The 21,363-nt window shown below is 66.5% G+C and carries 23 protein-coding genes; 12 read left to right on the top strand and 11 right to left on the bottom strand.

Translation table 11 applies throughout. The features are described 5' to 3' along the window. Positions 1-160: 160 nt before the first annotated feature. Positions 161-2,491, bottom strand: coding sequence for an ATP-dependent Clp protease ATP-binding subunit ClpA (clpA, locus tag M4578_RS12840; protein ID WP_258093674.1), 2,331 nt, complete (start codon positions 2,489-2,491; stop codon positions 161-163). 155 nt (positions 2,492-2,646) lie between these two features. Beyond that, positions 2,647-3,402 carry a hydroxyacylglutathione hydrolase gene (gloB, locus tag M4578_RS12835; RefSeq protein WP_258093673.1) on the bottom strand — a complete coding sequence of 252 codons (756 nt, stop codon included), beginning with the start codon at positions 3,400-3,402 and terminating at the stop codon, positions 2,647-2,649. Between the two features lie 62 nt (positions 3,403-3,464). Here gloB and M4578_RS12830 point away from each other — a divergent pair, with 62 nt between their 5' ends. From M4578_RS12830 to M4578_RS12800, 7 genes are all read left to right on the top strand, one after another. Further along, positions 3,465-4,214, top strand: coding sequence for a class I SAM-dependent methyltransferase (locus tag M4578_RS12830; protein WP_258093672.1), 750 nt, complete (start codon positions 3,465-3,467; stop codon positions 4,212-4,214). 468 nt (positions 4,215-4,682) lie between these two features. Beyond that, complete coding sequence (locus M4578_RS12825; RefSeq protein ID WP_258093671.1) at positions 4,683-5,249, top strand: F0F1 ATP synthase subunit delta; 567 nt, start codon at positions 4,683-4,685, stop codon at positions 5,247-5,249. After that, positions 5,250-6,788 carry a F0F1 ATP synthase subunit alpha gene (gene atpA / locus M4578_RS12820; protein WP_258093670.1) on the top strand — a complete coding sequence of 513 codons (1,539 nt, stop codon included), beginning with the start codon at positions 5,250-5,252 and terminating at the stop codon, positions 6,786-6,788. It begins immediately after the preceding gene. Positions 6,789-6,809: 21 nt separating this feature from the next. After that, the gene (locus M4578_RS12815; RefSeq protein WP_258093669.1) at positions 6,810-7,688 is read left to right on the top strand and encodes a F0F1 ATP synthase subunit gamma; all 879 of its coding nucleotides are present in this window, start codon (positions 6,810-6,812) and stop codon (positions 7,686-7,688) included. A gap of 16 nt (positions 7,689-7,704) precedes the next feature. Further along, positions 7,705-9,129: a F0F1 ATP synthase subunit beta gene (gene atpD / locus M4578_RS12810; protein ID WP_258093668.1), complete on the top strand. Its 1,425-nt coding sequence runs from the start codon at positions 7,705-7,707 to the stop codon at positions 9,127-9,129. A gap of 102 nt (positions 9,130-9,231) precedes the next feature. Next, positions 9,232-9,669, top strand: coding sequence for a F0F1 ATP synthase subunit epsilon (locus tag M4578_RS12805; RefSeq protein WP_258093667.1), 438 nt, complete (start codon positions 9,232-9,234; stop codon positions 9,667-9,669). A gap of 223 nt (positions 9,670-9,892) precedes the next feature. Continuing rightward, positions 9,893-10,243: an H-type lectin domain-containing protein gene (locus M4578_RS12800; protein WP_258093666.1), complete on the top strand. Its 351-nt coding sequence runs from the start codon at positions 9,893-9,895 to the stop codon at positions 10,241-10,243. A 70-nt stretch (positions 10,244-10,313) separates the two neighbouring features. Here the strand turns inward: M4578_RS12800 and M4578_RS12795 are convergent, their stop codons facing one another. Further along, a complete protein-coding gene (locus M4578_RS12795; RefSeq protein ID WP_258093665.1) occupies positions 10,314-11,324 on the bottom strand; it encodes a ribose-phosphate pyrophosphokinase in 1,011 nt (336 codons plus the stop codon). 99 nt (positions 11,325-11,423) lie between these two features. On the opposite strand from M4578_RS12795, the gene M4578_RS12790 reads away from it, so the two are divergent. Then, entirely contained in the window at positions 11,424-12,023 is a 600-nt protein-coding gene (locus M4578_RS12790; RefSeq protein ID WP_258093664.1) for a 2-hydroxychromene-2-carboxylate isomerase, read from the top strand. Between the two features lie 42 nt (positions 12,024-12,065). Here M4578_RS12790 and M4578_RS12785 read toward each other — a convergent pair whose 3' ends face one another. From M4578_RS12785 to M4578_RS12750, 8 genes are all read right to left on the bottom strand, one after another. Then, the gene (locus M4578_RS12785) at positions 12,066-12,578 is read right to left on the bottom strand and encodes a methylated-DNA--[protein]-cysteine S-methyltransferase (RefSeq protein ID WP_258093663.1); all 513 of its coding nucleotides are present in this window, start codon (positions 12,576-12,578) and stop codon (positions 12,066-12,068) included. Continuing rightward, complete coding sequence (locus M4578_RS12780; RefSeq protein WP_258093662.1) at positions 12,575-13,132, bottom strand: bifunctional transcriptional activator/DNA repair enzyme AdaA; 558 nt, start codon at positions 13,130-13,132, stop codon at positions 12,575-12,577. The genes M4578_RS12785 and M4578_RS12780 overlap by 4 nt, the downstream gene beginning before the upstream one ends. Before the next feature lie 78 nt (positions 13,133-13,210). Beyond that, positions 13,211-13,822 (bottom strand): glycerol-3-phosphate 1-O-acyltransferase PlsY, encoded by a 612-nt coding sequence (plsY, locus tag M4578_RS12775; protein WP_258093661.1) that lies wholly within the window; start codon positions 13,820-13,822, stop codon positions 13,211-13,213. After that, positions 13,822-15,105 (bottom strand): dihydroorotase, encoded by a 1,284-nt coding sequence (gene pyrC / locus M4578_RS12770; RefSeq protein ID WP_258093660.1) that lies wholly within the window; start codon positions 15,103-15,105, stop codon positions 13,822-13,824. The genes plsY and pyrC overlap by 1 nt, the downstream gene beginning before the upstream one ends. Before the next feature lie 91 nt (positions 15,106-15,196). Continuing rightward, a complete protein-coding gene (locus M4578_RS12765) occupies positions 15,197-15,592 on the bottom strand; it encodes a hypothetical protein (protein WP_258093659.1) in 396 nt (131 codons plus the stop codon). After that, a complete protein-coding gene (locus M4578_RS12760) occupies positions 15,589-16,149 on the bottom strand; it encodes an aspartate carbamoyltransferase catalytic subunit (RefSeq protein ID WP_258093658.1) in 561 nt (186 codons plus the stop codon). The genes M4578_RS12765 and M4578_RS12760 overlap by 4 nt, the downstream gene beginning before the upstream one ends. Continuing rightward, the gene (locus M4578_RS12755; protein ID WP_258093657.1) at positions 16,146-16,697 is read right to left on the bottom strand and encodes an aspartate carbamoyltransferase catalytic subunit; all 552 of its coding nucleotides are present in this window, start codon (positions 16,695-16,697) and stop codon (positions 16,146-16,148) included. The genes M4578_RS12760 and M4578_RS12755 overlap by 4 nt, the downstream gene beginning before the upstream one ends. Further along, positions 16,694-17,644, bottom strand: coding sequence for an aspartate carbamoyltransferase catalytic subunit (locus tag M4578_RS12750; RefSeq protein WP_258093656.1), 951 nt, complete (start codon positions 17,642-17,644; stop codon positions 16,694-16,696). The genes M4578_RS12755 and M4578_RS12750 overlap by 4 nt, the downstream gene beginning before the upstream one ends. Before the next feature lie 234 nt (positions 17,645-17,878). On the opposite strand from M4578_RS12750, the gene M4578_RS12745 reads away from it, so the two are divergent. The 4 genes from M4578_RS12745 (at position 17,879) to M4578_RS12730 (ending at position 21,361) form a co-directional block, all read left to right on the top strand. Further along, positions 17,879-18,667: a uracil-DNA glycosylase gene (locus M4578_RS12745; RefSeq protein WP_258093655.1), complete on the top strand. Its 789-nt coding sequence runs from the start codon at positions 17,879-17,881 to the stop codon at positions 18,665-18,667. Next, positions 18,664-19,239 (top strand): hypothetical protein, encoded by a 576-nt coding sequence (locus M4578_RS12740; protein WP_258093654.1) that lies wholly within the window; start codon positions 18,664-18,666, stop codon positions 19,237-19,239. The genes M4578_RS12745 and M4578_RS12740 overlap by 4 nt, the downstream gene beginning before the upstream one ends. Positions 19,240-19,248: 9 nt before the next feature. Continuing rightward, positions 19,249-19,791, top strand: coding sequence for a molybdenum cofactor biosynthesis protein B (gene moaB, locus M4578_RS12735; RefSeq protein WP_258093653.1), 543 nt, complete (start codon positions 19,249-19,251; stop codon positions 19,789-19,791). A 109-nt stretch (positions 19,792-19,900) separates the two neighbouring features. Then, the gene (locus tag M4578_RS12730; protein ID WP_258093652.1) at positions 19,901-21,361 is read left to right on the top strand and encodes an efflux RND transporter periplasmic adaptor subunit; all 1,461 of its coding nucleotides are present in this window, start codon (positions 19,901-19,903) and stop codon (positions 21,359-21,361) included. The last annotated feature ends 2 nt before the right edge of the window (positions 21,362-21,363 follow it).

Raw genomic sequence — 21,363 nt, 5'->3', positions numbered from 1 at the left:
CGAGCCCGCGCCCTGCGGCGCATTGCGGGCCGTCATAGCGCAGCGGGGCGTGCCGGGGCCACCCCGATCTGGGCACTGACACAGAAAGACGGAGGCGAAACAGAAAACTCCGCCGCGCGGGGCGCGGCGGAGCGGGGAGTGTCCTTGCCCGAGGGGCACGTCAGTCGGCGGTGAGAAGCGGCGGCTTCTTCGACGACAGACGCAGCTTGTCAGGGCCTTCGACCGAGAGCGAGAGCTGCCCGTCCTTGACGCCGACCTTGACCACGCCGCCCTTGGTGAGCTTGCCGAAAAGCAGCTCTTCGGCCAGCGGCTTTTTCAGGTTCTCCTGGATGACGCGGCCCAGCGGACGCGCGCCCATACGGTCGTCGTAACCCTTTTCCGCCAGCCATTCGGCGGCCGGGCGGGTGAGCTCGATGGTGACGTTGCGGTCCATGAGCTGGGCTTCGAGCTGCAGCACGAACTTCTCGACCACCGAGAGGATGACCTCTTTCGGCAGCGGCTGGAAGCTGATCACCGCGTCCAGACGGTTGCGGAATTCCGGTGTGAAGGTGCGCTCGATGGCGGCGGTATCCTCGCCCTCGCGCCGTTCGCGACCGAAGCCGATGGCGGCCTTGGCCTGTTCGGCGGCGCCCGCGTTCGAGGTCATGATCAGGATCACGTTGCGGAAATCCACCGTGCGCCCGTTGTGGTCGGTCAGCGAGCCGTGGTCCATCACCTGAAGCAGGATGTTGTAGACATCCGGGTGCGCCTTTTCGATCTCGTCGAGCAGCAGCACGCAATGCGGGTGCTGGTCCACACCATCGGTGAGCTGGCCGCCCTGGTCGAAGCCGACATAGCCCGGAGGCGCGCCGATCAGGCGGGAGACCGCGTGTTTCTCCATGTATTCCGACATGTCGAAGCGCAGCAGCTCCACGCCCAGCGAGCTTGCAAGCTGCTTGGCCACCTCGGTCTTGCCGACCCCGGTCGGCCCGGCGAACAGGTAGTTGCCGATGGGCTTTTCGGGTTCGCGCAGGCCGGCGCGGGCCAGCTTGATCGCCGAGCTGAGCGCCTCGATGGCGGGATCCTGGCCGAAGACCACGCGCTTGAGCGCGCCTTCGAGATCCTTGAGCACCTCGGCGTCGTTCTTGGACACGTTTTTCGGCGGGATGCGGGCGATTTTGGCCACAACATCCTCGATCTCCTTGGCGCCGATGGTCTTGCGGCGCTTGCTCTCGGCCACCAGATGCTGCGCGGCACCGGCCTCGTCGATGACGTCGATGGCCTTGTCGGGCAGCTTGCGGTCATTGATGTAGCGCGCCGACAGCTCGACCGCCGATTTGATCGCATCCGCGGTGTATTTGACGCTGTGATGCTCCTCGAAATAGGGCTTGAGGCCCTTGAGGATCTTCACCGTGTCTTCGACCGAGGGCTCGTTCACGTCGATCTTCTGGAACCGGCGGCTGAGCGCGCGGTCCTTCTCGAAATGCTGGCGGAACTCCTTGTAGGTGGTCGAGCCCATGGTGCGCAGTTTGCCGCCCTGAAGCGCGGGCTTCAGCAGGTTGGAGGCATCCATCGCGCCGCCGGAGGTGGCGCCGGCGCCGATCACCGTGTGGATCTCGTCGATAAAGAGCACCGCGTCGGGATGCTCCTCGAGCTCGGTCACCACCGCTTTCAGCCGCTCCTCGAAATCGCCGCGATAGCGGGTGCCGGCCAGAAGCGCGCCCATGTCGAGCGAATAGATCGTGGTGTTCGACAGCACCTCGGGCGTGTCGCCATTGACGATCTTGCGCGCCAGCCCCTCGGCGATGGCGGTCTTGCCCACGCCCGGGTCGCCCACCAGAAGCGGGTTGTTCTTGCGGCGGCGGCAGAGCACCTGAATCGCGCGCTCGACCTCGTGTTCGCGGCCGATCAGCGGATCGACATCGCCCTTGCGCGACTTGGCGTTGAGATCGACGCAATATTTGCCAAGCGCCGATTCCTTGTTGTCGGCGGGCGCCTCGGCTTGCTGCGCCTTGGCCTCTTCCTCGGCTTCCTGCGCGCCCTGCACGGGGCGTGCCTCGCCATAGGCGGGGTTCTTGGCGACGCCATGCGCGATGAAGTTCACCGCGTCGTAGCGGGTCATGTCCTGCTCTTGCAGGAAATAGGCCGCGTTCGATTCACGCTCGGCGAAGATCGCGACCAGCACATTGGCGCCCGTCACCTCGGTGCGGCCCGAGGACTGCACATGGATGGCGGCGCGCTGGATGACGCGCTGGAAGGCGGCGGTCGGCACCGCCTCCGAACCTTCGATGTCGGTCACGAGGTTCGACAGATCCTCGTCGATGAACTCCACCAGCGTGGTGCGCAGCTCCTCGGTATCCACGGAGCAGGCTTTCATCACGCGGGCGGCATCGGGCTCGTCGATCAGCGCGAGCAGCAGGTGTTCGAGCGTTGCGAATTCGTGGCTGCGCGAGTTCGCAAGAGCCAGGGCTGCGTGGATGGCCTGTTCCAGGGTGTTCGAGAAAGACGGCACGGCGGCGCTCCTCTTGTCTGTAGCCGGGCGGGTATGCCCAGCTTTGCCTCTTACGGTTAAAGTTTGGTCGATCCCGACCGCGCTTCAAGAAATTTCTGGGCCTCCGGCGCTCACATTTGCAGTGAAGGATGCAATCTGGCGTGAAAAGCGGCGGCTCAGAACCTGTCCTTCCGGGCGCGGATCTCGGTAAAGACCTCGGCTGCGGATGCACCTTCCATGCCCAGAAGATCGCGGATTTCCGGGGAGTCGGGACGCAGGAAAGGGTTGGTGGCCAGTTCCTCGGACAGCATGCAGGCGGCGGTCGGTTGCCCCTCTGCCCGGGCTTTGGCAATGGCGTCTGCTCTCAATTTAAGCGCTTCGTTGCCCGGTTCAATGGTCAGTGCGAAACGCGCGTTCGAGGCGGTGTATTCGTGGCCGGAATACACCATGGTCTGCGGCGGCAGCGCGGCCAGGCGGGACAGGCTGTCCCACATCATGTCCGGGGTGCCTTCGAAGACGCGGCCGCATCCCAGCGCCATCAGGCTGTCGGCGGTGAAGACCGCCTCTGCCTCGGGCATGTAGAAGGCGACATGGCCCAGCGTGTGCCCGGGCACGGCGATCACCTCGAGCCGGAGGCCGGAAACGGTCAGCGCGGCGCCACCCTCGACGGCGGTGTCGAGCGGCGGCAGCTTGTCGGCTTCGGCGGCGGGGCCCAGCACCGTGCAGCCGTATTTCCCGCGCAGCGCGGCGACGCCTTCCACATGGTCGTGGTGACGGTGGGTGATCAGCAGCGTATCGAGCCCCCAGCCGCGCGCCTCCAGCGCGGCGATGATCGGAGCCGCTTCGGGCGCGTCGATCAGGCAGACGCCTTCGGGGCCTTTGACAAGGTAGGCGTAATTGTCGCTGAGACAGGGAACGGTGACGATCTCCATGGTCTTTCCTTATAGGCTTTGCCAGACTGGCCCCAGCTTGGCGGATCGGGAAAGGCCCCGCAATGCACCTTGATGTGCAGACCCTGCGAGATTTCTACTACCGCAGCGCGCTGGGCCGCGCCGCGCAGCGGGTCGTGCGCGATCAGGTGCAGAGTTTCTGGCCCGACGCGCAGGGCCAGACCGTGGCGGGCTATGGCTTTGCGGTGCCGCTGCTGCGCCCCTATCTGCCCGGCGCGCGCCGGGTGGTCGGGCTGATGCCCGCGCCGCAGGGGGTGCTGCACTGGCCAGCGGGCCAGCCCAATGTGACTGTGCTCTGCGAGGAGACGCTCTGGCCGCTGGAAACCGGCCATGTGGACCGGCTGGTGATGATGCACGGGCTGGAAACCTCTGAACGGCCCTCGGAGCTGCTCGAGGAATGTTACCGCGTGCTGGGCCCCGGCGGCGAGGCGCTGTTCATCGTGCCGAACCGCTCCGGTCTCTGGGCGCGGTCGGATGCGACCCCCTTCGGCTACGGGCGGCCCTATTCGCTTGGCCAGCTCGACGCGCAGCTCAAGCAGCATGATTTTGTGCGGCAGGGGCATGTGTCGGTGCTCTATCAGCCGCCGTCGAGCCGCCGTTTCTGGATGCGCACCGCGCCGGCCTGGGAGCGGATCGGCCGCGCGATCCCGGCGGTCGTGGCGGGCGGCGTGCTGATCGTCCGGGTGGCGAAACGCTACCCGCCGCAGCGCAAGGGGCTGGGCGACAAGGTGCGCGTACCGAACCCGCTCGACGTGCTGGCGCCCTCGCCGAAGAAAGAGCCCAAGGCGGTCTGAGCGGCGCCCGCCGGGGCGGCGTGCCAGAATCGCATCACCCCAAAGTGACTCGCGGCGTCTTGACCGCGCGCATGGTTGCGCAAACAACCTGCAAAGCCGGGGTGCGGCAGGCGATACTTTAGGCGGTAACGGGCCCCGGTTTCGCCGCGCCGCGGCAGCGCTTTCTTAACGTTTGCGCTATCGCAAATTGACGCGCCCCAGCCGCCCCGAAACCCCGGTGCGGCGCGGGAAATCTGTGAAAAACGCCTTGTTTCCAGGCGTATGCCCCGCGCGTAACGTCGCAGGCAGCGCAAGTGTCTGGGAAAAGGCGGGTTCCAGGACGTCTTAAAACACCCTAAGCATGTTGCGAGGGCGGGGAGCCTCTGCTACATCCGCGCTGATTTCGACGCCTTGAGGCATTTCAAGGCAGGGACAACGCCTCCGGACGCCGGGCCTCCCCGTGTGTCGCGGGGGCCTCATATCGGAAGGGTGGACGTGTCAGAACCAGCTTCGATCTCCAGCGGCATCGCGGCACGCTATGCCACGGCGATCTTCGACATCGCCAAAGAGAACAAGAAACTCGGCAAGCTCGAAGGGAATATCAACGACCTTGCGCTTGCGCTCGAAGACAGCGCCGATCTGCGCGCTCTGATTTCGTCGCCGATCTATTCCCGTCAGTCCATGCAGGATGCCATCCTTGCCGTCGGCAAGAAGATGGGCCTGATCCCGGCGCTCAACAACGCGCTGGGCCTGATGGCGCATAACCGCCGCCTCTTCGTGCTGCCGCAGCTGGTGACCCGGCTGCGTGACATGATCGCCGAAGAGAAGGGCGAAGTGACCGCCGAGGTAACCTCGGCCACCGCTCTGTCCGACGCTCAGGCCGGCAAGCTGGCCGAGACGCTGAAGGCCCGCGTCGGCAAGGACGTGAAGATCAAAACGACCGTCGATGAAAGCCTCATCGGCGGTCTCGTCGTCAAGGTGGGCTCGAAGATGATCGACACTTCGATCCGCTCGAAGCTCAATTCCCTCCAGAATGCAATGAAAGAGGTCGGATAAATGGGTATCCAAGCAGCCGAAATTTCTGCGATCCTAAAGGAGCAGATCAAGAACTTCGGTAAGGAAGCCGAAGTCGCCGAGGTGGGCCGCGTGCTGTCCGTCGGCGACGGGATCGCCCGTGTGCACGGCCTCGACTCGGTGAAAGCCGGCGAGATGGTCGAATTCCCGGGCGGCATCATGGGGATGGCGCTGAACCTGGAAAGCGACAATGTCGGCGTCGTGATCTTCGGCTCCGACCGCGACATCAAGGAAGGCGATGTCGTCAAGCGCACCAACGCCATCGTGGACGTGCCCGCCGGCCCCGAGCTGCTGGGCCGCGTTGTGGACGGTCTCGGCAACCCGCTGGACGGCAAGGGCCCGATCGCAGCCTCCGAGCGCCGCATTGCCGATGTGAAGGCGCCGGGCATCATCCCGCGTAAATCTGTGCACGAGCCCATGGCGACCGGCCTCAAGGCCGTTGACGCCATGATCCCGATCGGCCGTGGCCAGCGGGAGCTGATCATCGGCGACCGTCAGACCGGCAAGACCGCCATCGCGCTCGACTCGATCCTGAACCAGAAGTCCTACAACGACGCCGCTGGCGACGACGAGAGCAAGAAGCTCTACTGCATCTACGTCGCCATCGGCCAGAAGCGCTCGACCGTGGCGCAGCTGGTGAAGCGTCTGGAAGCCACCGGCGCCATCGACTACTCGATCGTCGTGGCCGCCACCGCTTCCGACCCGGCCCCGATGCAGTTCCTGGCGCCCTACGCCGCGACCGCAATGGCCGAATACTTCCGCGACAACGGCAAGCACGCGCTCATCATCTACGATGACCTGTCCAAGCAGGCCGTGGCCTATCGCCAGATGTCGCTGCTGCTGCGCCGTCCGCCGGGGCGTGAAGCCTATCCGGGCGACGTGTTCTACCTGCACTCGCGCCTGCTCGAGCGTTCGGCCAAGCTCAACGAAGATCACGGCGCAGGTTCGCTGACCGCGCTGCCGATCATCGAAACCCAGGGCGGCGACGTGTCGGCGTTTATTCCGACCAACGTGATCTCGATCACCGACGGCCAGATCTTCCTGGAAACCGAACTGTTCTTCCAGGGCATCCGTCCCGCCGTGAATACCGGCCTGTCGGTGTCGCGCGTCGGCTCGTCCGCTCAGACCAAGGCGATGTCCTCGGTGGCCGGCCCGGTGAAACTGTCGCTCGCCCAGTATCGCGAGATGGCGGCCTTCGCCCAGTTCGGCTCCGACCTCGACGCCGCGACCCAGCGTCTGCTGAACCGCGGTGCGCGTCTGACCGAGCTGATGAAGCAGCCGCAGTATTCGCCGCTGACCAACGCGGAAATCGTCTGCATCATCTTCGCGGGCACCAACGGCTACCTGGACAGCATCCCGGTGCGTGAAGTCGGCAAGTACGAGGCGGCACTGCTCGCCTTCTTGCGCGGCCAGCGCAAGGACGTGCTGGACTGGATCGAAGCCGAAGATCCCAAGATCAAAGGCGAGCCCGCGGACAAGCTGAAGGCAGTGCTCGACGAATTCGCCGCGACCTACGCCTGAGCGCCCTGAAAGGACAGGATTATGCCTAGCCTCAAGGACCTCAAAAACCGGATCTCCTCGGTCAAATCGACCCGGAAGATCACCAAGGCCATGCAAATGGTGGCCGCCGCAAAACTGCGGCGGGCACAGGATGCTGCCGAACAGTCGCGTCCCTACACCGAGCGCTTCAACCAGGTGCTCGGCTCGCTTGCGGCCTCGGTGGGCGACAGCCCGACGGCGCCGAAACTGCTCTCGGGCACCGGCAAGGACGACGTGCAGCTGCTCGTCGTCATGACCTCCGAGCGCGGCCTCTGCGGCGGCTTCAACACGAATATCGTGAAGCTCGCCCGCACCCGCATCGCCGAGCTGAAGGCGGCGGGCAAGACGGTGAAGATCCTCACCGTCGGCAAGAAGGGCCGTGAGCAGCTCAAGCGCGAATACGCCGATCTGTTCGTCGGTCACGTGGATCTGTCCGAGGTGAAGAAACTCGGCTACGCGGACGCGCAGAGCGTCGCCAAGGACGTGCTGACCCGCTTCGACGCGGGCGAGTTCGACGTGGCGACGATCTTCTACAGCGTGTTCCAGTCGGTGATCAGCCAGGTCCCGACCGCGCAGCAGATCATCCCGGCGAGCTACGACGCTCCGGAAGGCGACGAGGGTGCCGGTGCGCTCTACGAATACGAGCCCGACGAAGAGCGTATCCTGGCCGACCTGCTGCCCCGTGGCGTCGCAACCCAGATCTTCTCGGCTCTGCTGGAGAACGCCGCCTCGGAACAGGGGGCTCGGATGAGCGCCATGGACAACGCCACGCGCAACGCGGGCGAGATGATCGACAAGCTGACCATCGAATACAACCGTTCGCGTCAGGCGGTCATCACCAACGAACTGATCGAAATCATCTCGGGCGCCGAGGCGCTCTAAGAACCGGAGACGATAAATGGCAAACGCAAAAGGCAAAGTGACCCAGGTCATCGGCGCCGTGGTCGACGTGCAGTTCGACGACCACCTCCCCGAGATTCTGAACGCACTGACCACGGAAAACGACGGCAAGAAACTGGTTCTTGAAGTTGCTCAGCACCTTGGTGAAAGCACCGTCCGTACCATCGCGATGGACTCGACCGAAGGTCTGGTGCGTGGCCAGGAAGTGACCGACACCGACGGCCCGATCTCGGTGCCGGTCGGCAACGCCACCCTGGGCCGCATCCTGAACGTCGTGGGCGAGCCCGTGGACGAGCAGGGCCCGGTCGAAGCGACCGAGACCCGCGCCATCCACCAGCCCGCGCCCGAATTCGCCGAGCAGTCGACCGAGTCGGAAATCCTCGTGACCGGCATCAAGGTCATCGACCTGCTGGCGCCCTATTCGAAGGGCGGCAAGATCGGCCTCTTCGGCGGCGCCGGCGTGGGCAAGACCGTTCTCATCATGGAACTGATCAACAACATCGCAAAGGTGCACTCGGGCTTCTCCGTGTTCGCCGGTGTTGGCGAGCGGACCCGTGAGGGCAACGACTTGTATCACGAGATGATCGAATCCAACGTGATCAAGCCCGACAACCTGTCGGAAAGCCAGGTGGCGCTTGTTTACGGTCAGATGAACGAGCCTCCGGGGGCCCGTGCCCGCGTCGCGCTGACCGGCCTGACGCTCGCCGAGCAGTTCCGCGACCAGTCCGGCACCGACGTTCTGTTCTTCGTGGACAACATCTTCCGCTTCACGCAGGCAGGCTCCGAGGTGTCGGCGCTTCTCGGTCGTATCCCTTCGGCTGTGGGCTACCAGCCGACGCTGGCCACCGACATGGGCGCGATGCAGGAACGCATCACCTCGACCAAGAACGGCTCGATCACCTCGATCCAGGCCGTGTACGTGCCCGCGGACGACCTCACCGACCCGGCACCCGCCACGACCTTCGCCCACCTCGACGCAACCACGGTTCTCAACCGTGCGATCTCGGAACTCGGCATCTACCCGGCCGTGGACCCGCTGGACTCCAACAGCCGGATCCTCGACCCGCAGATCGTCGGCGAAGAGCATTATCAGGTTGCCCGTGACGTGCAGGGGATCCTCCAGCGCTACAAGTCGCTGCAGGACATCATCGCCATCCTCGGGATGGACGAACTGTCGGAAGAGGACAAGCTGACCGTGGCCCGCGCCCGGAAGATCCAGCGTTTCCTCTCGCAGCCCTTCGACGTGGCGAAAGTGTTCACCGGCTCCGACGGTGTGCAGGTGCCGCTTGAGGACACCATCTCCTCGTTCAAGGCCGTGGTCGCAGGCGAATACGACCACTTCCCCGAGGCAGCCTTCTACATGGTCGGCGGCATCGAGGAAGTGAAGGCCAAGGCCGAGAAGCTGGCCGCGGAAGCCGCGTAAGCCATAGAGGATCAAGCGCCCCGGACCCGGTCCGGGGCCTCCTCGCCGGACACGCAGAGACCCCGGACCCTCCGGGGCGGGTGATAGAAAGAAGAGGCCCAAATGGCTGATACGATGCAATTCGATCTGGTGAGCCCCGAGCGGAGCCTGATGTCGGCGCAGGTCACTTCGGTGTCGATCCCCGGCACCGAGGGCGACATGACGGCGATGCCGAACCATGCGCCGACGATCACCACGCTGCGCCCGGGCATCCTGAAGGTCGAAACCGAAAAGGGGTCTGAATCCTTTGTCGTGACCGGCGGTTTCGCCGAGATCGGCGCCAGCCTGACGGTTCTGGCGGAAAAGGCCGTGCCGCATGCGGATATGGATCAGGCGACTTACGAGGCGCTGGTGAAGGAAGCCGAGGCTGCCTACAAGCAGGTCAAGGAAGCCTATTTCGAGAACGAGCCGGGCATCGTGGACGAAGCGGCCAAGCTGCTGATGGACATGGTGGCGGTGGGCACGCATATCGGGCTCGACCCGATGCAGCCCAACTTCTGAACGGCTCAGGCTCCGGTTCGAAAGACCCCGCTTCGGCGGGGTTTTTTATTGGGATTGCCAGACAGGGGAGGGCTGCGCGGCCCTTGGGAGAGCCCGTCTCATCCGCATTGCACGCGGCATTTCGCATTGGCGCAACGCCGGGCGGTCAATGGTTTCGCGGGCCGTTCCCTTTCCATAATGAATGCCCGATGATAGGTGCCGGAAAGACGTCGGAGAAAGTAACATGCGGAAATTGCGGGCATCCCGGGTGGGGGTCGATCAGGGGAACGTGGAACTGTTCTCGGATTTCGCCAATGGCGGCGACATGTGGACGGGCTCGGGCGCGCGCGAGCGCCGCAAGACGGTCACCTTCTCCGAAGCCTTCAGCACGCCCCCGTCGGTTCACGCCGGTCTGTCACTCTGGGATATGGATCAGGGCGCGAATGTGCGCGCCGACATCCAGGCCGACAAGGTGACGGAAACCTCGTTCGACCTGGTGTTCCGGACCTGGTCCGATACCCGCGTCGCCCGCGTGCGCATGTCTTGGATCGCCATCGGCGAGGTCAAGAACGAGGACGACTGGGAGCTCTACTGACCCGAAGGGCACAAAAGCAAAGGGCGGATGCTAGGATCCGCCCTCTCTTATCTTGTGCCGGAACGGCTTGTCAGAGGATCCCCTCATAGATAGGGCCCAGCGTATCGGTCTCGAACAGCGAGGAGACCGAGGTCCCGTTCCAGATGTTCAGGATTGCCTGTGCGAACATCGGCGCGGTGGGCACGATCCGGATGTTATGCGCGGCGGCCACCTTTTCGGTCGCGGCGATGCTGTCGGTGATGACCAGCGACTTCATCACCGAATTGCTGACCCGCTCCACCGCCGGGCCCGACAGGACCCCATGGGTGATATAGGCATGGACCTCGGTGGCGCCGTGTTCCATCAGCACTTCGGCGGCCTTGCAGAGCGTGCCGGCGGTGTCGCAGATGTCGTCGACGATGATACATTTCTTGCCGGTGACATTCCCGATAACGGTCATCTCGGCCACTTCCCCGGGCTTTTCGCGGCGCTTGTCCACGATCGACAGCGGCACGTTGATCCGCTTGGCAAGCTCGCGGGCGCGGGCCACGCCGCCCACGTCCGGCGACACGACCATGACATCCTCGAGCGCGCCGGCGAATTGCTTCAGGATGTCCAGCGCGAAGACCGGCGAGGCATAGAGGTTGTCCACGGGAATGTCGAAGAACCCCTGAATCTGCGCGGCATGCAGATCCATGGTGAGCACCCGCTCGATCCCGGCTTCGTGGATCATATTGGCCACCAGCTTGGCGGTGATGGGGGTGCGGGCCTTGGTGCGGCGGTCCTGACGGGCGTAGCCGAAATAGGGGATCACGGCGGTGATGCGCGCGGCCGAGGAGCGGCGCAGCGCGTCGGCCATGATCAGCAGCTCCATCAGGTTGTCGTTGGCGGGGTTCGAGGTCGATTGCAGAATGAACATGTCCTCGCCACGGACGTTCTCGTAGACCTCGACAAAGATCTCCTGATCGTTGAAGCGCTCGACCCGGGCATCGACCAGCCCCACCGACATGCCGCGATACAGCGACATCCGCCGGGCAATGGCGTTGGCAAGCGGGAGGTTTGCATTGCCCGCAATGAGCTTGGGTTCGATGACGGTGGGCATGAGAGGGCTCCGGTCGGGAGTTAACAGATTCGTGACGTTGCGGGTCGCTTATCACGCGGCTAGCGTGGGGCAAAGACGATCACCGCAGGGAAGGACGCAATGGCACATATTGATTACTATTTTTCGGTTCTCTCCCCCTATGCCTATCTCGCGGGGCTGCGCCTCGAGGAGATCGCCGCGCGGCATGGAGCCTCCATCGCCTACAAGCCCCTGGACATCATGGCGCTGTTCCCCCGGACGGGCGGGCTGCCGCCGAAAGAGCGGCATCCGGCCCGCATGGCCTATCGCGCGCAGGAGCTGCCCCGGCAGGCGAAAAAGGCGGAGATGCCGCTGAACATGCGCCCGGCCTTCTGGCCGGCCAATGCGGCGCCGGCCTCTTACGCGATCATCGCGGCGCAGAAGGCGGGTGGTGGCGATCTTGCGGCGCTGGTGCATGGGGTGCTGCGCGCGGTCTGGGCCGAGGACAAGGACATTGCCGACGACGCGGTGGTTCAGGCGTGCCTGACCGCGGCGGGGTTCGATCCGGGGCTTAGCTTCAGCGGCATGCTGGCCGGGGCCGAGACCTATGCCGCCAATCTGGAAGAGGCGGTCAATGCGGGCGTCTTCGGCTCGCCCTTCTACGTGCTGGACGACGGTGCGATGTTCTGGGGGCAGGACCGGCTCGACGATCTCGATCTGCATCTTTCCGGCGCGTTGTGATCCCGCCGCGCGGGGGATCCCCCCGGCGGCGCCCCGAGGCGCTCAGAACAGCGAAAGCTGCGGGTTCCCGAGGCCCATAACCTCCGCCTCGTGGCGCAGCAGGTATTGCTTGACCGGAAGCCCGCCGCCAAAGCCGGTCAGCGCCCCGTTGGCGCCGACCACCCGATGGCAGGGCAGGATGATCGGCAGCGGATTGTTGCCGTTGGCGGCGCCCACCGCCCGGCTTGCCTTGGGCGCGCCGAGCGCACGGGCCTGCTCTCCGTAGCTGCGGGTCTCGCCAAAGGGGATCTCGGCCAGCAGGGTCCAGACCCGGTTCTGGAACGCGGTGCCCGACAGCTTCAGCGGCAGATCGAAATGGCGCAGGCTGCCGGAAAAATAGCCGTCGAGCTGACGGCGGACCTCGGCGAAGGGCGCTTCGGCGAACACCCAGTCGGGATGGGGGCCAAAGGACTTGTGCCCCGAGGGGAAGCTCAGGAAATGCAGCGCCCCGGTGTCGCCCGCCAGCAGCAGGCGACCCACGGGGCTGTCGGTATGGCAATAGAACAGCCGTGTCATGCGGGTTTCCTCAGAGCCGAGGGCGGGCGCCCGTAAAGCGCGGCAAAGGCGGCGTTGAAGCGCCTCAGGCTGCCAAAGCCGGACTGGCGGGCGACCTCGGTCATCGGCAGCCGCGTCTCGTCCAGCAGCCGCTTGGCGCGCTGGATGCGAAGCGTCTGGGCCACCTGAAGCGGCGAGGCGCCCACCTGGTCGGAGAACAGCCGTGTCAGATGCCGCGCGCCGATCCCCAGCCGGTCAGCCAGCGCCTCGACCCCGGCACCGTCGAGCGCCCCGTCCTCGATCAGCCGCAGGGCGCGTTCGACCGTGGTGCGGGTGCCGTTCCAGGCGGCGCAGAAAGGTGCGGTCTCGGGCCGGCAGCGCAGGCAGGGGCGGTAGCCCGCGCGCTCGGCCGCCGCCGCGCTGGGGTAGAAGCTGACATTCCTGGTCAGCGGCGGTTTCACCGGGCAGACCGGGCGGCAATAGATGCGCGTCGTCTTCACCGCGGTAAAGAACACCCCGTCATAGGCGGGATCCCGGCGCAGTCTCGCTGCGTTGCATGTGTCGAAATCGAGCATGCGGGCAGTCTAGGCCGCCCGCGCCTCCCGCGCGAGTCCGCGCGCTCTATGAGGTCCGGAAACGGCGAGTCCCGACGATCAGCCCTTCTTGCCGATCTTCGGCTCGGTGCCGTCGCGCAGACGTGCGATATTGGCGCGGTGGCGCCAGAAGATCAGCACGGTCAGCGCCAGGGTCAGCGCCGTGAGATCGTATTCCCGCAGCATCAGCATCCAGACGGTGGACATGAGCGCCGCCACCAGCGCGCCCACGCTGGAGATGCGCGACAAGGCCGCCGCCGCCAGCCAGGTGGCGCAGCTCATCAGCCCCACGGGCCAGCTCAGCGCCAGCACGAGGCCCAGGAAGGTTGCCACGCCCTTGCCGCCCTTGAAGCGCAGCCAGACCGGATAGCAATGGCCGAGAAAGGCCATCAGACCGGCAAGTTGGGCGGCGTCTTCCCCGGCCAGCCAGCGCGCCAGCAGCACCGCCACGGCGCCCTTGCCGCCGTCGAGGATCAGCGTGCCCGCCGCCGCCGTCTTGTTGCCGGTGCGCAGAACGTTTGTGGCGCCGATGTTGCCCGAGCCGATCTTGCGCAGATCGCCCAGCCCCATGGCGCGGCTCAGCAGCATGCCGAAGGGGATCGAGCCAAGCAAATAGCCGATGGCGGCCCAGAGCAGGAGCCCGACAGGGGCGGTGGTGATTTCGGGAAGCATCAGGCGCTCCGGTAGACTGCGGTTCCGGCGACGAAGGTTGTCAGAACCTTACCCTGAAGCCGCGCGCCGTCGAAGGGGGTATTCTTGGATTTCGATTGCAGCTTGAACCGGTCGAGCACAAAGGGCTTGTCGGCGTCGAACAGCACCAGATCGGCGGGCGCGCCTTTCGCAAGCCGTCCGCAGGGCAGGCCCAGCCGCTTTGCGGGGTTCAGCGACAGCGCGCGGAACAGCGTGGGCAGATCCAGCTCGCCGGAATGGTAGAGCCGCAGCAGCACCGGCAGCATGGTCTCAAGCCCCACGGCGCCCGAGGCCGCCTCCTCGAAGGGCAGACGCTTGGATTCCTCGTCCTGCGGGGTGTGAAAGCTGCCGATGATGTCGATGAGCCCGCTGCGCAGCGCCGCGACCGTGGCCTGCCGGTCGTCTTCGGAGCGCAGCGGCGGCTTGACCTTGAAGAAGGTGCGGTAGTCGGCCAGATCCATCTCGTTCAGGGTCAGGTGGTGCATCGAGGTGCCCGCCGTCACGTCGAACCCGTTGGCCTTGGCGCGCTCCAGCGAGGGCAGGGCGCGGGCGGTGGTGATCTGGTCGGCGTGGTAGCGCACGCCGGTCATCTCGACGAGCGCGAAATCGCGGTCGAGCCCCATGCATTCCGCCATGGGCGAGACCGAGGGCAGCCCGCGCAGCGAGGCGAACTTGCCGGAGGTCGCGGCGCCGCCATGCGACAGGCCGGGTTCCTGCGGATGGGCGATGACGAGCGCCCCGAGCGAGCGGGCATAGGTCATGGCGCGCGACAGCACCTTGGTGTCGGTGACCACGCGGTCGCAATCGGTGAAGGCCACGGCCCCCGCATCGAGCAGGAAGCCGATCTCGGTCATCTCCTTGCCCTCGCGGCCCTTGGTGAGCGCCGCCATGGGCAGCACGTTCACCGCCGAATCGTCCTCGGCCCGGTCGCGGATGAAGGTCAGCACTTCGGGCGTGTCGATGGTGGGCAATGTGTCGGGGCGGGTGACCATGGTGGTGACGCCGCCCGCCGCCGCCGCGAGACCGGCGGTCTTGTAGCTTTCCTTGTGCCGCTCGCCGGGCTCGCCCACCTTGACGCCGATATCCACGATGCCGGGGGCGAGGAAGGCGCCGCCGGCGTCGATCTGCGCGGCTTCGGCAAGTTCCGGCACCGGCGTGTCGAACCGCTGGGCGATGAGACCGTCGCGCAGCAGCAGCGCGCCTTCGGAGACGGTGCCCGCTTCGGGGTCGATCAGGCGGGCGTTGGTGATGAGCGTGGCGGTCATGGCGTGGCGGTCCCTGGTCGAAGATCTCGGGCGGCGGCGCGGGCGGTGCCTGAGGTGGGGGAGTATTTGAAGAAAGATGAAAGGGGAAGGGTCATTCGCCTGACGGGCGGGCCGCCTCGATCCGGGCGATGACCGCCTGCGGGTCGGCCTGGAACTTGATGAGATGCTTGTCGCCGCCCCGGGTGACGAGCTGCACGGCAGAGCCGATCTTGCGCACCCGGGCCAGATCGGCGAGCGCCACATATCGCATCGCCGGGCCCTTGAGCCCGTCATCCGTCAGGTCCCAGATATGCCCCAGCTCTTCGGAGAGCAGATACCAGCCGCGGATCGCCACGGCGGCAAGCCCGCCGACGGCGCCGGTCCAGATATGCGGGGTGCCGGTCAGCCAGAGCGCGATCATCGCCCCGGGCATGGCGATCAACGCGAGGGTGATATGGCTTTGGATATAGGTGGCGCGGTCGGGGGTGAAGGTGGCGCGGGTGGTCATATCTCGCCTCGCTGGATGGCGCGCATCCGCCCGAACACCTCGCGGGCGTCGGGGATGCGCTCGAAGCCGATGGGGGCGCGGGTGCTGCCCTGGGCGCGGCGGCGGTGCTCATGCGAGAACCAGATCGTGCCGGGCGGGGTCTCGGTCCGTTCGAGCACGGTGTCCGGCCCGATGGGGCAGCTTTTCAGCCGCCGCCCGGCGAGCGGCAGATCGGTGACGATCAGCGCGCGGCGGTCGGTCAGCAGGTAGCGGCTGTGCCGCCGCCGGAGCCTGTCCCAGAGCGCGTAGCCGCCCGCCGCGTAGAGGCCCAGAAGCAGGAAGACCAGCCCGAAGAGCGGCAGGATCCGGTCCGGCAGCGAGTCCGCGCCGCCTGTGGGGAGCGCCTTGCCGGTCCAGAACAGCGCGAATGCCGCGAGCGCGAGCCCCAGGACGATCTGCGCCGGGCGCAGCGGTGCGAAGCTGAGGGTCGTATCGGGGCGGCCTTGCCAGAGAAGGCGCTCGCCCGGGTCGAGCAGGCCGGAGAGGCCGGCGGCGGGGGCGGCCTGGCCTGCCGTCATCCCGAAACCCGGAACAGCGAGGCCAGCACCAGCAGAACCAGCACCCCGAGCCCGAGCAGCGTCAGGGTGAGGATGCGGCGCAGACCCGCATGGCCTTGCGCGGCGGGGGCGCCGCCGGGCGTGCCGCGGGCCGCCGCGCTGCGCGGCGCAGGGCCCCGCGGGCGGGCGGCGGCCTCGGCGAAACTGCCGACCCAGCGCAGCGGCGTGGCGATGGTCAGCTCCTGGCTCAGGTGATCGAAGGCCTGGCTGGGCAGGATCACCACATGACCCTTGAGCGCGTCGATGCGCGGTTTCATCTGGCGGAACTCCGCTCCATGGAGCTGATGCGCTTCGGCCAGATAGGCCGACAGGCTCATCTCGCCCAGATCGCGGATCGCCACCACATCGACGAAGGCCGGCCGCAGGCGGCGCGCGCCGAGTGCGTATTGCAACGGGTATTCGCCGGTGCCCGCCTGGGTGGTGAAACGCTCCACCGCTTCCGGGGGCAGGTCGAGGTGAAACAGCCGGACGGTCCCGGTCTCCGAGCCGTTGATCAGCATTTTGGTCATGCAGAGAGTTCCGTCGGACGCGCGCGCAGGTTCCGCGCGAGCAGATCCATCGCCGCCATGCGCACCGCCACGCCCATCTCGACCTGCTCCTGAATCACCGAGCGGTTGATGTCGTCGGCCAGCGTGCCGTCGATCTCGACACCGCGGTTCATCGGGCCGGGATGCATGACGATGGCGTCCGGTTTGGCATGCGACAGCTTTTCCGCATCGAGCCCGAAGCGGTGGTAATATTCGCGCTCGGAGGGGATGAAGCCGCCGTCCATGCGCTCTTTCTGGAGCCGCAGCATCATGACGACATCGGCGTCCTTCAGCCCTTCGCGCATGTCCTCGTAGATCTCGACGCCGAAGTCCGACATGCCGGTGGGGATCAGCGTTGCCGGGCCCACCAGACGGATTCGGTTCTCCATCTTGTGCAGCAGCAGGATGTTCGACCGGGCGACGCGGCTATGCGCGATGTCGCCGCAGATCGCGATGTTGAGCCGGTGCAGCCTTCCCTTGGCGCGGCGGATGGTCAGCGCGTCGAGCAGCGCCTGGGTCGGGTGCTCGTGCCGCCCGTCGCCGGCATTGATCACCGCGCAGTTCACCTTCTGCGCCAGCAGGTCGACGGCGCCGGAATGCGGGTGGCGCACCACCAGAAGATCCGGGTGCATGGCGTTCAGCGTCAGCGCCGTGTCGATCAGGGTTTCCCCCTTTTTGATCGAGCTGGCCTGCATCGCCATATTCATCACATCCGCGCCCAGCCGCTTGCCGGCGATCTCGAAGCTCGATTGCGTGCGGGTCGAGTTCTCGAAGAACATGTTGATCTGGGTGAGGCCGGACAGCACGTTCGAATGCTTTTCCCGGCGGCGCGAGAGGGTCACGTACTGGTCGGCCAGGTCGAGCAGCGTGGTGATCTCGTCGGGGCGCAGGGGTTCGATTCCCAGGAGGTGACGCTGGTCGAAACGCATGATGAACGGCTCCGCAAAAGGATTGGGGGCGGTTATAGGAAGCGGCCGGTCTCGGGACAAGTGTTCGTGAGCGCGCAGGGCGCGGGGCCGGGTTACGGGGCGTATCGGCAGCCCGTCTCCGGGGCGCCTCAGGCGGTCGGCACATGGAAGCGCTGTCCGGCCAGGTCCCGCCGCTTTGAATTGTCCGCAGTTTGCGGTGGAGGCCGTGCTCGGCCGGGCGTAAGCTCTGCGATCATGGATTCGGGGATCGACTGGCATTGGGCGCGGGCGGCGCTGGACTGGCAGCTTGAGCTGGGCGCCGACGAGGCGATTGGCGAAGCGCCGGTAGACCGCTTTGCCGTGGAGGCGGAGGCGCAGGCCGCGCGCGCGGCCCCCGCCGCCATGCCTGCGCGCCGGACGATGGCGCCGCCGCCGCCGGTGGACAGCGGGCCAGATCCGGTGGCGATCGCGCGCAAGGCTGCGGCGGGCGCGGCAACGCTCGACGAGCTGCGCGCGGCGATGGCCGCCTATGACCATTGCGAGCTGAAGCGCGGCGCGCGGCAACTGGTCTTTTCCGACGGGACGCCCCGGGCACGGGTGATGATCGTGGGCGAGGCGCCGGGCCGCGACGAGGATTTGCAGGGCAAGCCCTTTGTCGGACGTGCCGGACAGTTGCTCGACCGGATGCTGGGCGCCGTCGGCCTGTCGCGGCAGGAGACGGTCTATATCACCAATGTGCTGCCCTGGCGGCCGCCGCAGAACCGCGATCCCAAGCCCGACGAGATCGCCATGATGAAGCCCTTCCTCGCGCGGCACATCGCGCTGGTGGATCCTGATCTTCTGGTGATCATGGGCAATATCTCGTGCGATGCGTTGCTTGGGCGGCGGGGCATCACGCGGCTGCGCGGTAAATGGGCCGAAGCCGAGGGCCGCCCGGCGCTGCCGATGTTCCACCCCGCCTATCTGCTGCGCCAGCCGCAGATGAAGCGCGAGGCCTGGGCCGATATGCTCGAACTTGCCGCAAAGCTGAAGGTGCTGGGGTGAGGCGGCGGCGGGGGATCGCCCCGCCCTGTGCCCTTGCGCTGTGTCTTGCGATGGCGGCGCCCGCCGTGGCGCAGGACGGGTTTTCCATCGACTACGACCGGTTGTTCCGCGACCACGCGGCGGCGCTGCACTCTCCCGCGCCGGGCGTCGAACATCTGGAGCTGCCCGGCCCGGTGATCGTCGAACGCAGGGCCGGACAGGTGCGCGCGACCGATCAAAGCGGCTGGGGCGCGGCGGGCTGCGCGTTGCAACGGCTGCTGATCGCGGCGGCGGCGGTGACCGCCTGCCCCGCGCTCTATACGCCGGAACAGCGCGACCGGGTGGCGGCGCAACTCTTGCGCGGGGTCGATTTCTTTGCTGAAAACACCGTGCCGCCGATGTCCGACAGCGCGCGCCGGACCGCGATGATGGCCGCGCTGGCGGCCACCCGCGCACGGCTCGCGCTAAGTTGCGGCCCCCGCGACAGTGAGGCGCTGGCCTTTGCCAGCCATATCGCCGAGGATCGCTCCTGGCAGCGCTTTGCACGGATCTTCGAGCAGCCGCGCCTGCCCGTGACCGACCCCTGTCCGTGAGGCCCCTTCATGTCCCGTATCGACGAAAGCAAGGAATTCATCCCCGTCCGTATCGCCGTGCTCACCGTCAGCGACACGCGCACGCTGGCCGAGGACCGCTCGGGCGATACGCTGGTGCAGCGGCTGACCGATGCGGGCCATCTGCTCGCCGCGCGGGCCATCACCACCGACGACCGCGAGAAGATCGCGTCACAATTGCGTGACTGGGTGGCGGATAAGGAGATCGACGTCATCCTCTCGACCGGCGGCACCGGTCTGACCGGCCGTGACGTCACCGTCGAGGCCCACCGCGATGTCTATGAAAAGGAAATCGAGGCGTTCGGCACCGTTTTCACATTGATTTCAATGCAGAAAATCGGAACGAGCGCGGTTCAGAGCCGCGCCACCGGCGGCGTTGCGGGCGGCACCTATCTGTTTGCGCTGCCCGGCAGCACCGGCGCCTGCAAGGATGCCTGGGACGAAATCCTGCGCTGGCAGCTCGATTATCGGCACCGTCCCTGCAATTTCGTCGAAATTTTTCCGCGTCTCGACGAACATCAGCGACGGAAATAGCGCGGGGCTGCGTATCATCCTTGTGGCGTTCCTGACGCCGCGACCACATATGCTGAACATATACAGGGTTTTCTGGCCCGGTCTCTGACCTTGTACGGGAAGATTAGGAATGCGGTTTCTCCGACAGAGCCTTGTGGGGCTCTTTCTGCTCTCACTGACTCTGGGGCTTTTGGTCTATGCCGGGGCGTTGGTGCGCGATGCGGTGCAGGCGCGGCTTAACGACACGCCAAGGATGCCCGCGGCGCGCGAACGGGTCTTTGCCGTCAACGTGACCCCGGTCGCTTTCGAAACGGTGACCCCGGTGCTGACCGCCTTCGGCGAGATCCAGAGCAGCCGGATGCTCGAGCTGCGCAGCGCTGTGGGCGGCACGCTGATCGACTTCGCGCCGGAATTCGTCGAGGGCGGGCGCGTGGCGGCCGGTCAGCTTCTCGCCCGGATCGACCCCGCCGACATGCAGGCCGAGCTGGAGCGCACCAAAAGTGCGCTGACCGATGCCGAGGCGGAACTGCGCGAGGCGCGCCGGAGCGTCGGGCTTGAAGAGGATGCGCTGGGGGCCGCCGAGGAACAGGCGGCGCTGCGGCAGCGGGCGTTTGAACGGCAGCAGAATCTGGCCGAGCGCAATGTCGGCACGGCGGCGGCCGTGGAAGAGGCCGAACTGGCCGCCTCCTCGGCGCGCCAGGCGGTGGTGTCGCAGCACCAGGCGCTGGCTCAGGCCGAGGCGCGGGTCGATCAGGCCGAGACCAGCATCGCCCGCGCGCGCATCGCCCGCGACGAGGCGCAGCGGCGGCTGGACGAAACCGAGATCCGCGCCGAATTCGACGCCCAGCTCAGCGATGTGAGCGTGGTGGCCGGGCGCCGTGTCTCGGCCAACGAACAGCTTGCGGTGCTGGTCGATCCCGACGCGCTCGAGGTCTCCTTTCGCGTCTCGACCCAGCAATACGCCCGCCTGCTCGACGAAACGGGCCGGCTGAGGACGGCGCCGGTGACGGCGGTGCTGGACATCTACGGCACCAATCTTCAGGCCCGGGGCCATCTGTCGCGCGAAGGCGCGGCGGTGGGCGCAGGTCAGACCGGCCGCCAGCTTTTCGCGACGCTCGACCGGGCGGCGGGCTTCAAGCCCGGCGATTTCGTCACCGTCGAGATCACCGAGGCACCGCTGGAACGTGTGGCGCGCCTGCCGGCCACTGCGCTCGATGCGGCGAACGAGGTGCTGGTGGTGGATGCCGAGGAGCGGCTTGAGGCGGTTGCGGTCGAACTGCTGCGCCGTCAGGGCGACGATGTTCTGGTGCGCTCGGAGGGGCTGGAAGGCCGCGAGGTGGTGATGGAACGCACGCCGCTTCTGGGCGCGGGCATCAAGGTCCGCCCGCTGCGTGCCGGCGGGGCCGAGGCGGCACCGGCCGCCCCCGAGATGCTGGAGCTGAGCGAAGACCGCCGCGCCCGCCTTGTCGCCTTTGTCGAAGGCAACGCGGGGATGCCCGCCGAGGCCAAGCAGCGGATCCTCGCGCAGCTTTCGCAGGAGAAGGTGCCGGCGCAGGTCGTGCAGCGTATCGAAGACCGGATGGGAGGTTAAAC

This window comes from Salipiger pentaromativorans (assembly GCF_024721115.1).
Classification (GTDB): Bacteria; Pseudomonadota; Alphaproteobacteria; order Rhodobacterales; family Rhodobacteraceae; genus Salipiger; species Salipiger pentaromativorans.
This window is presented reverse-complemented; position numbering and strand designations above follow the sequence as displayed.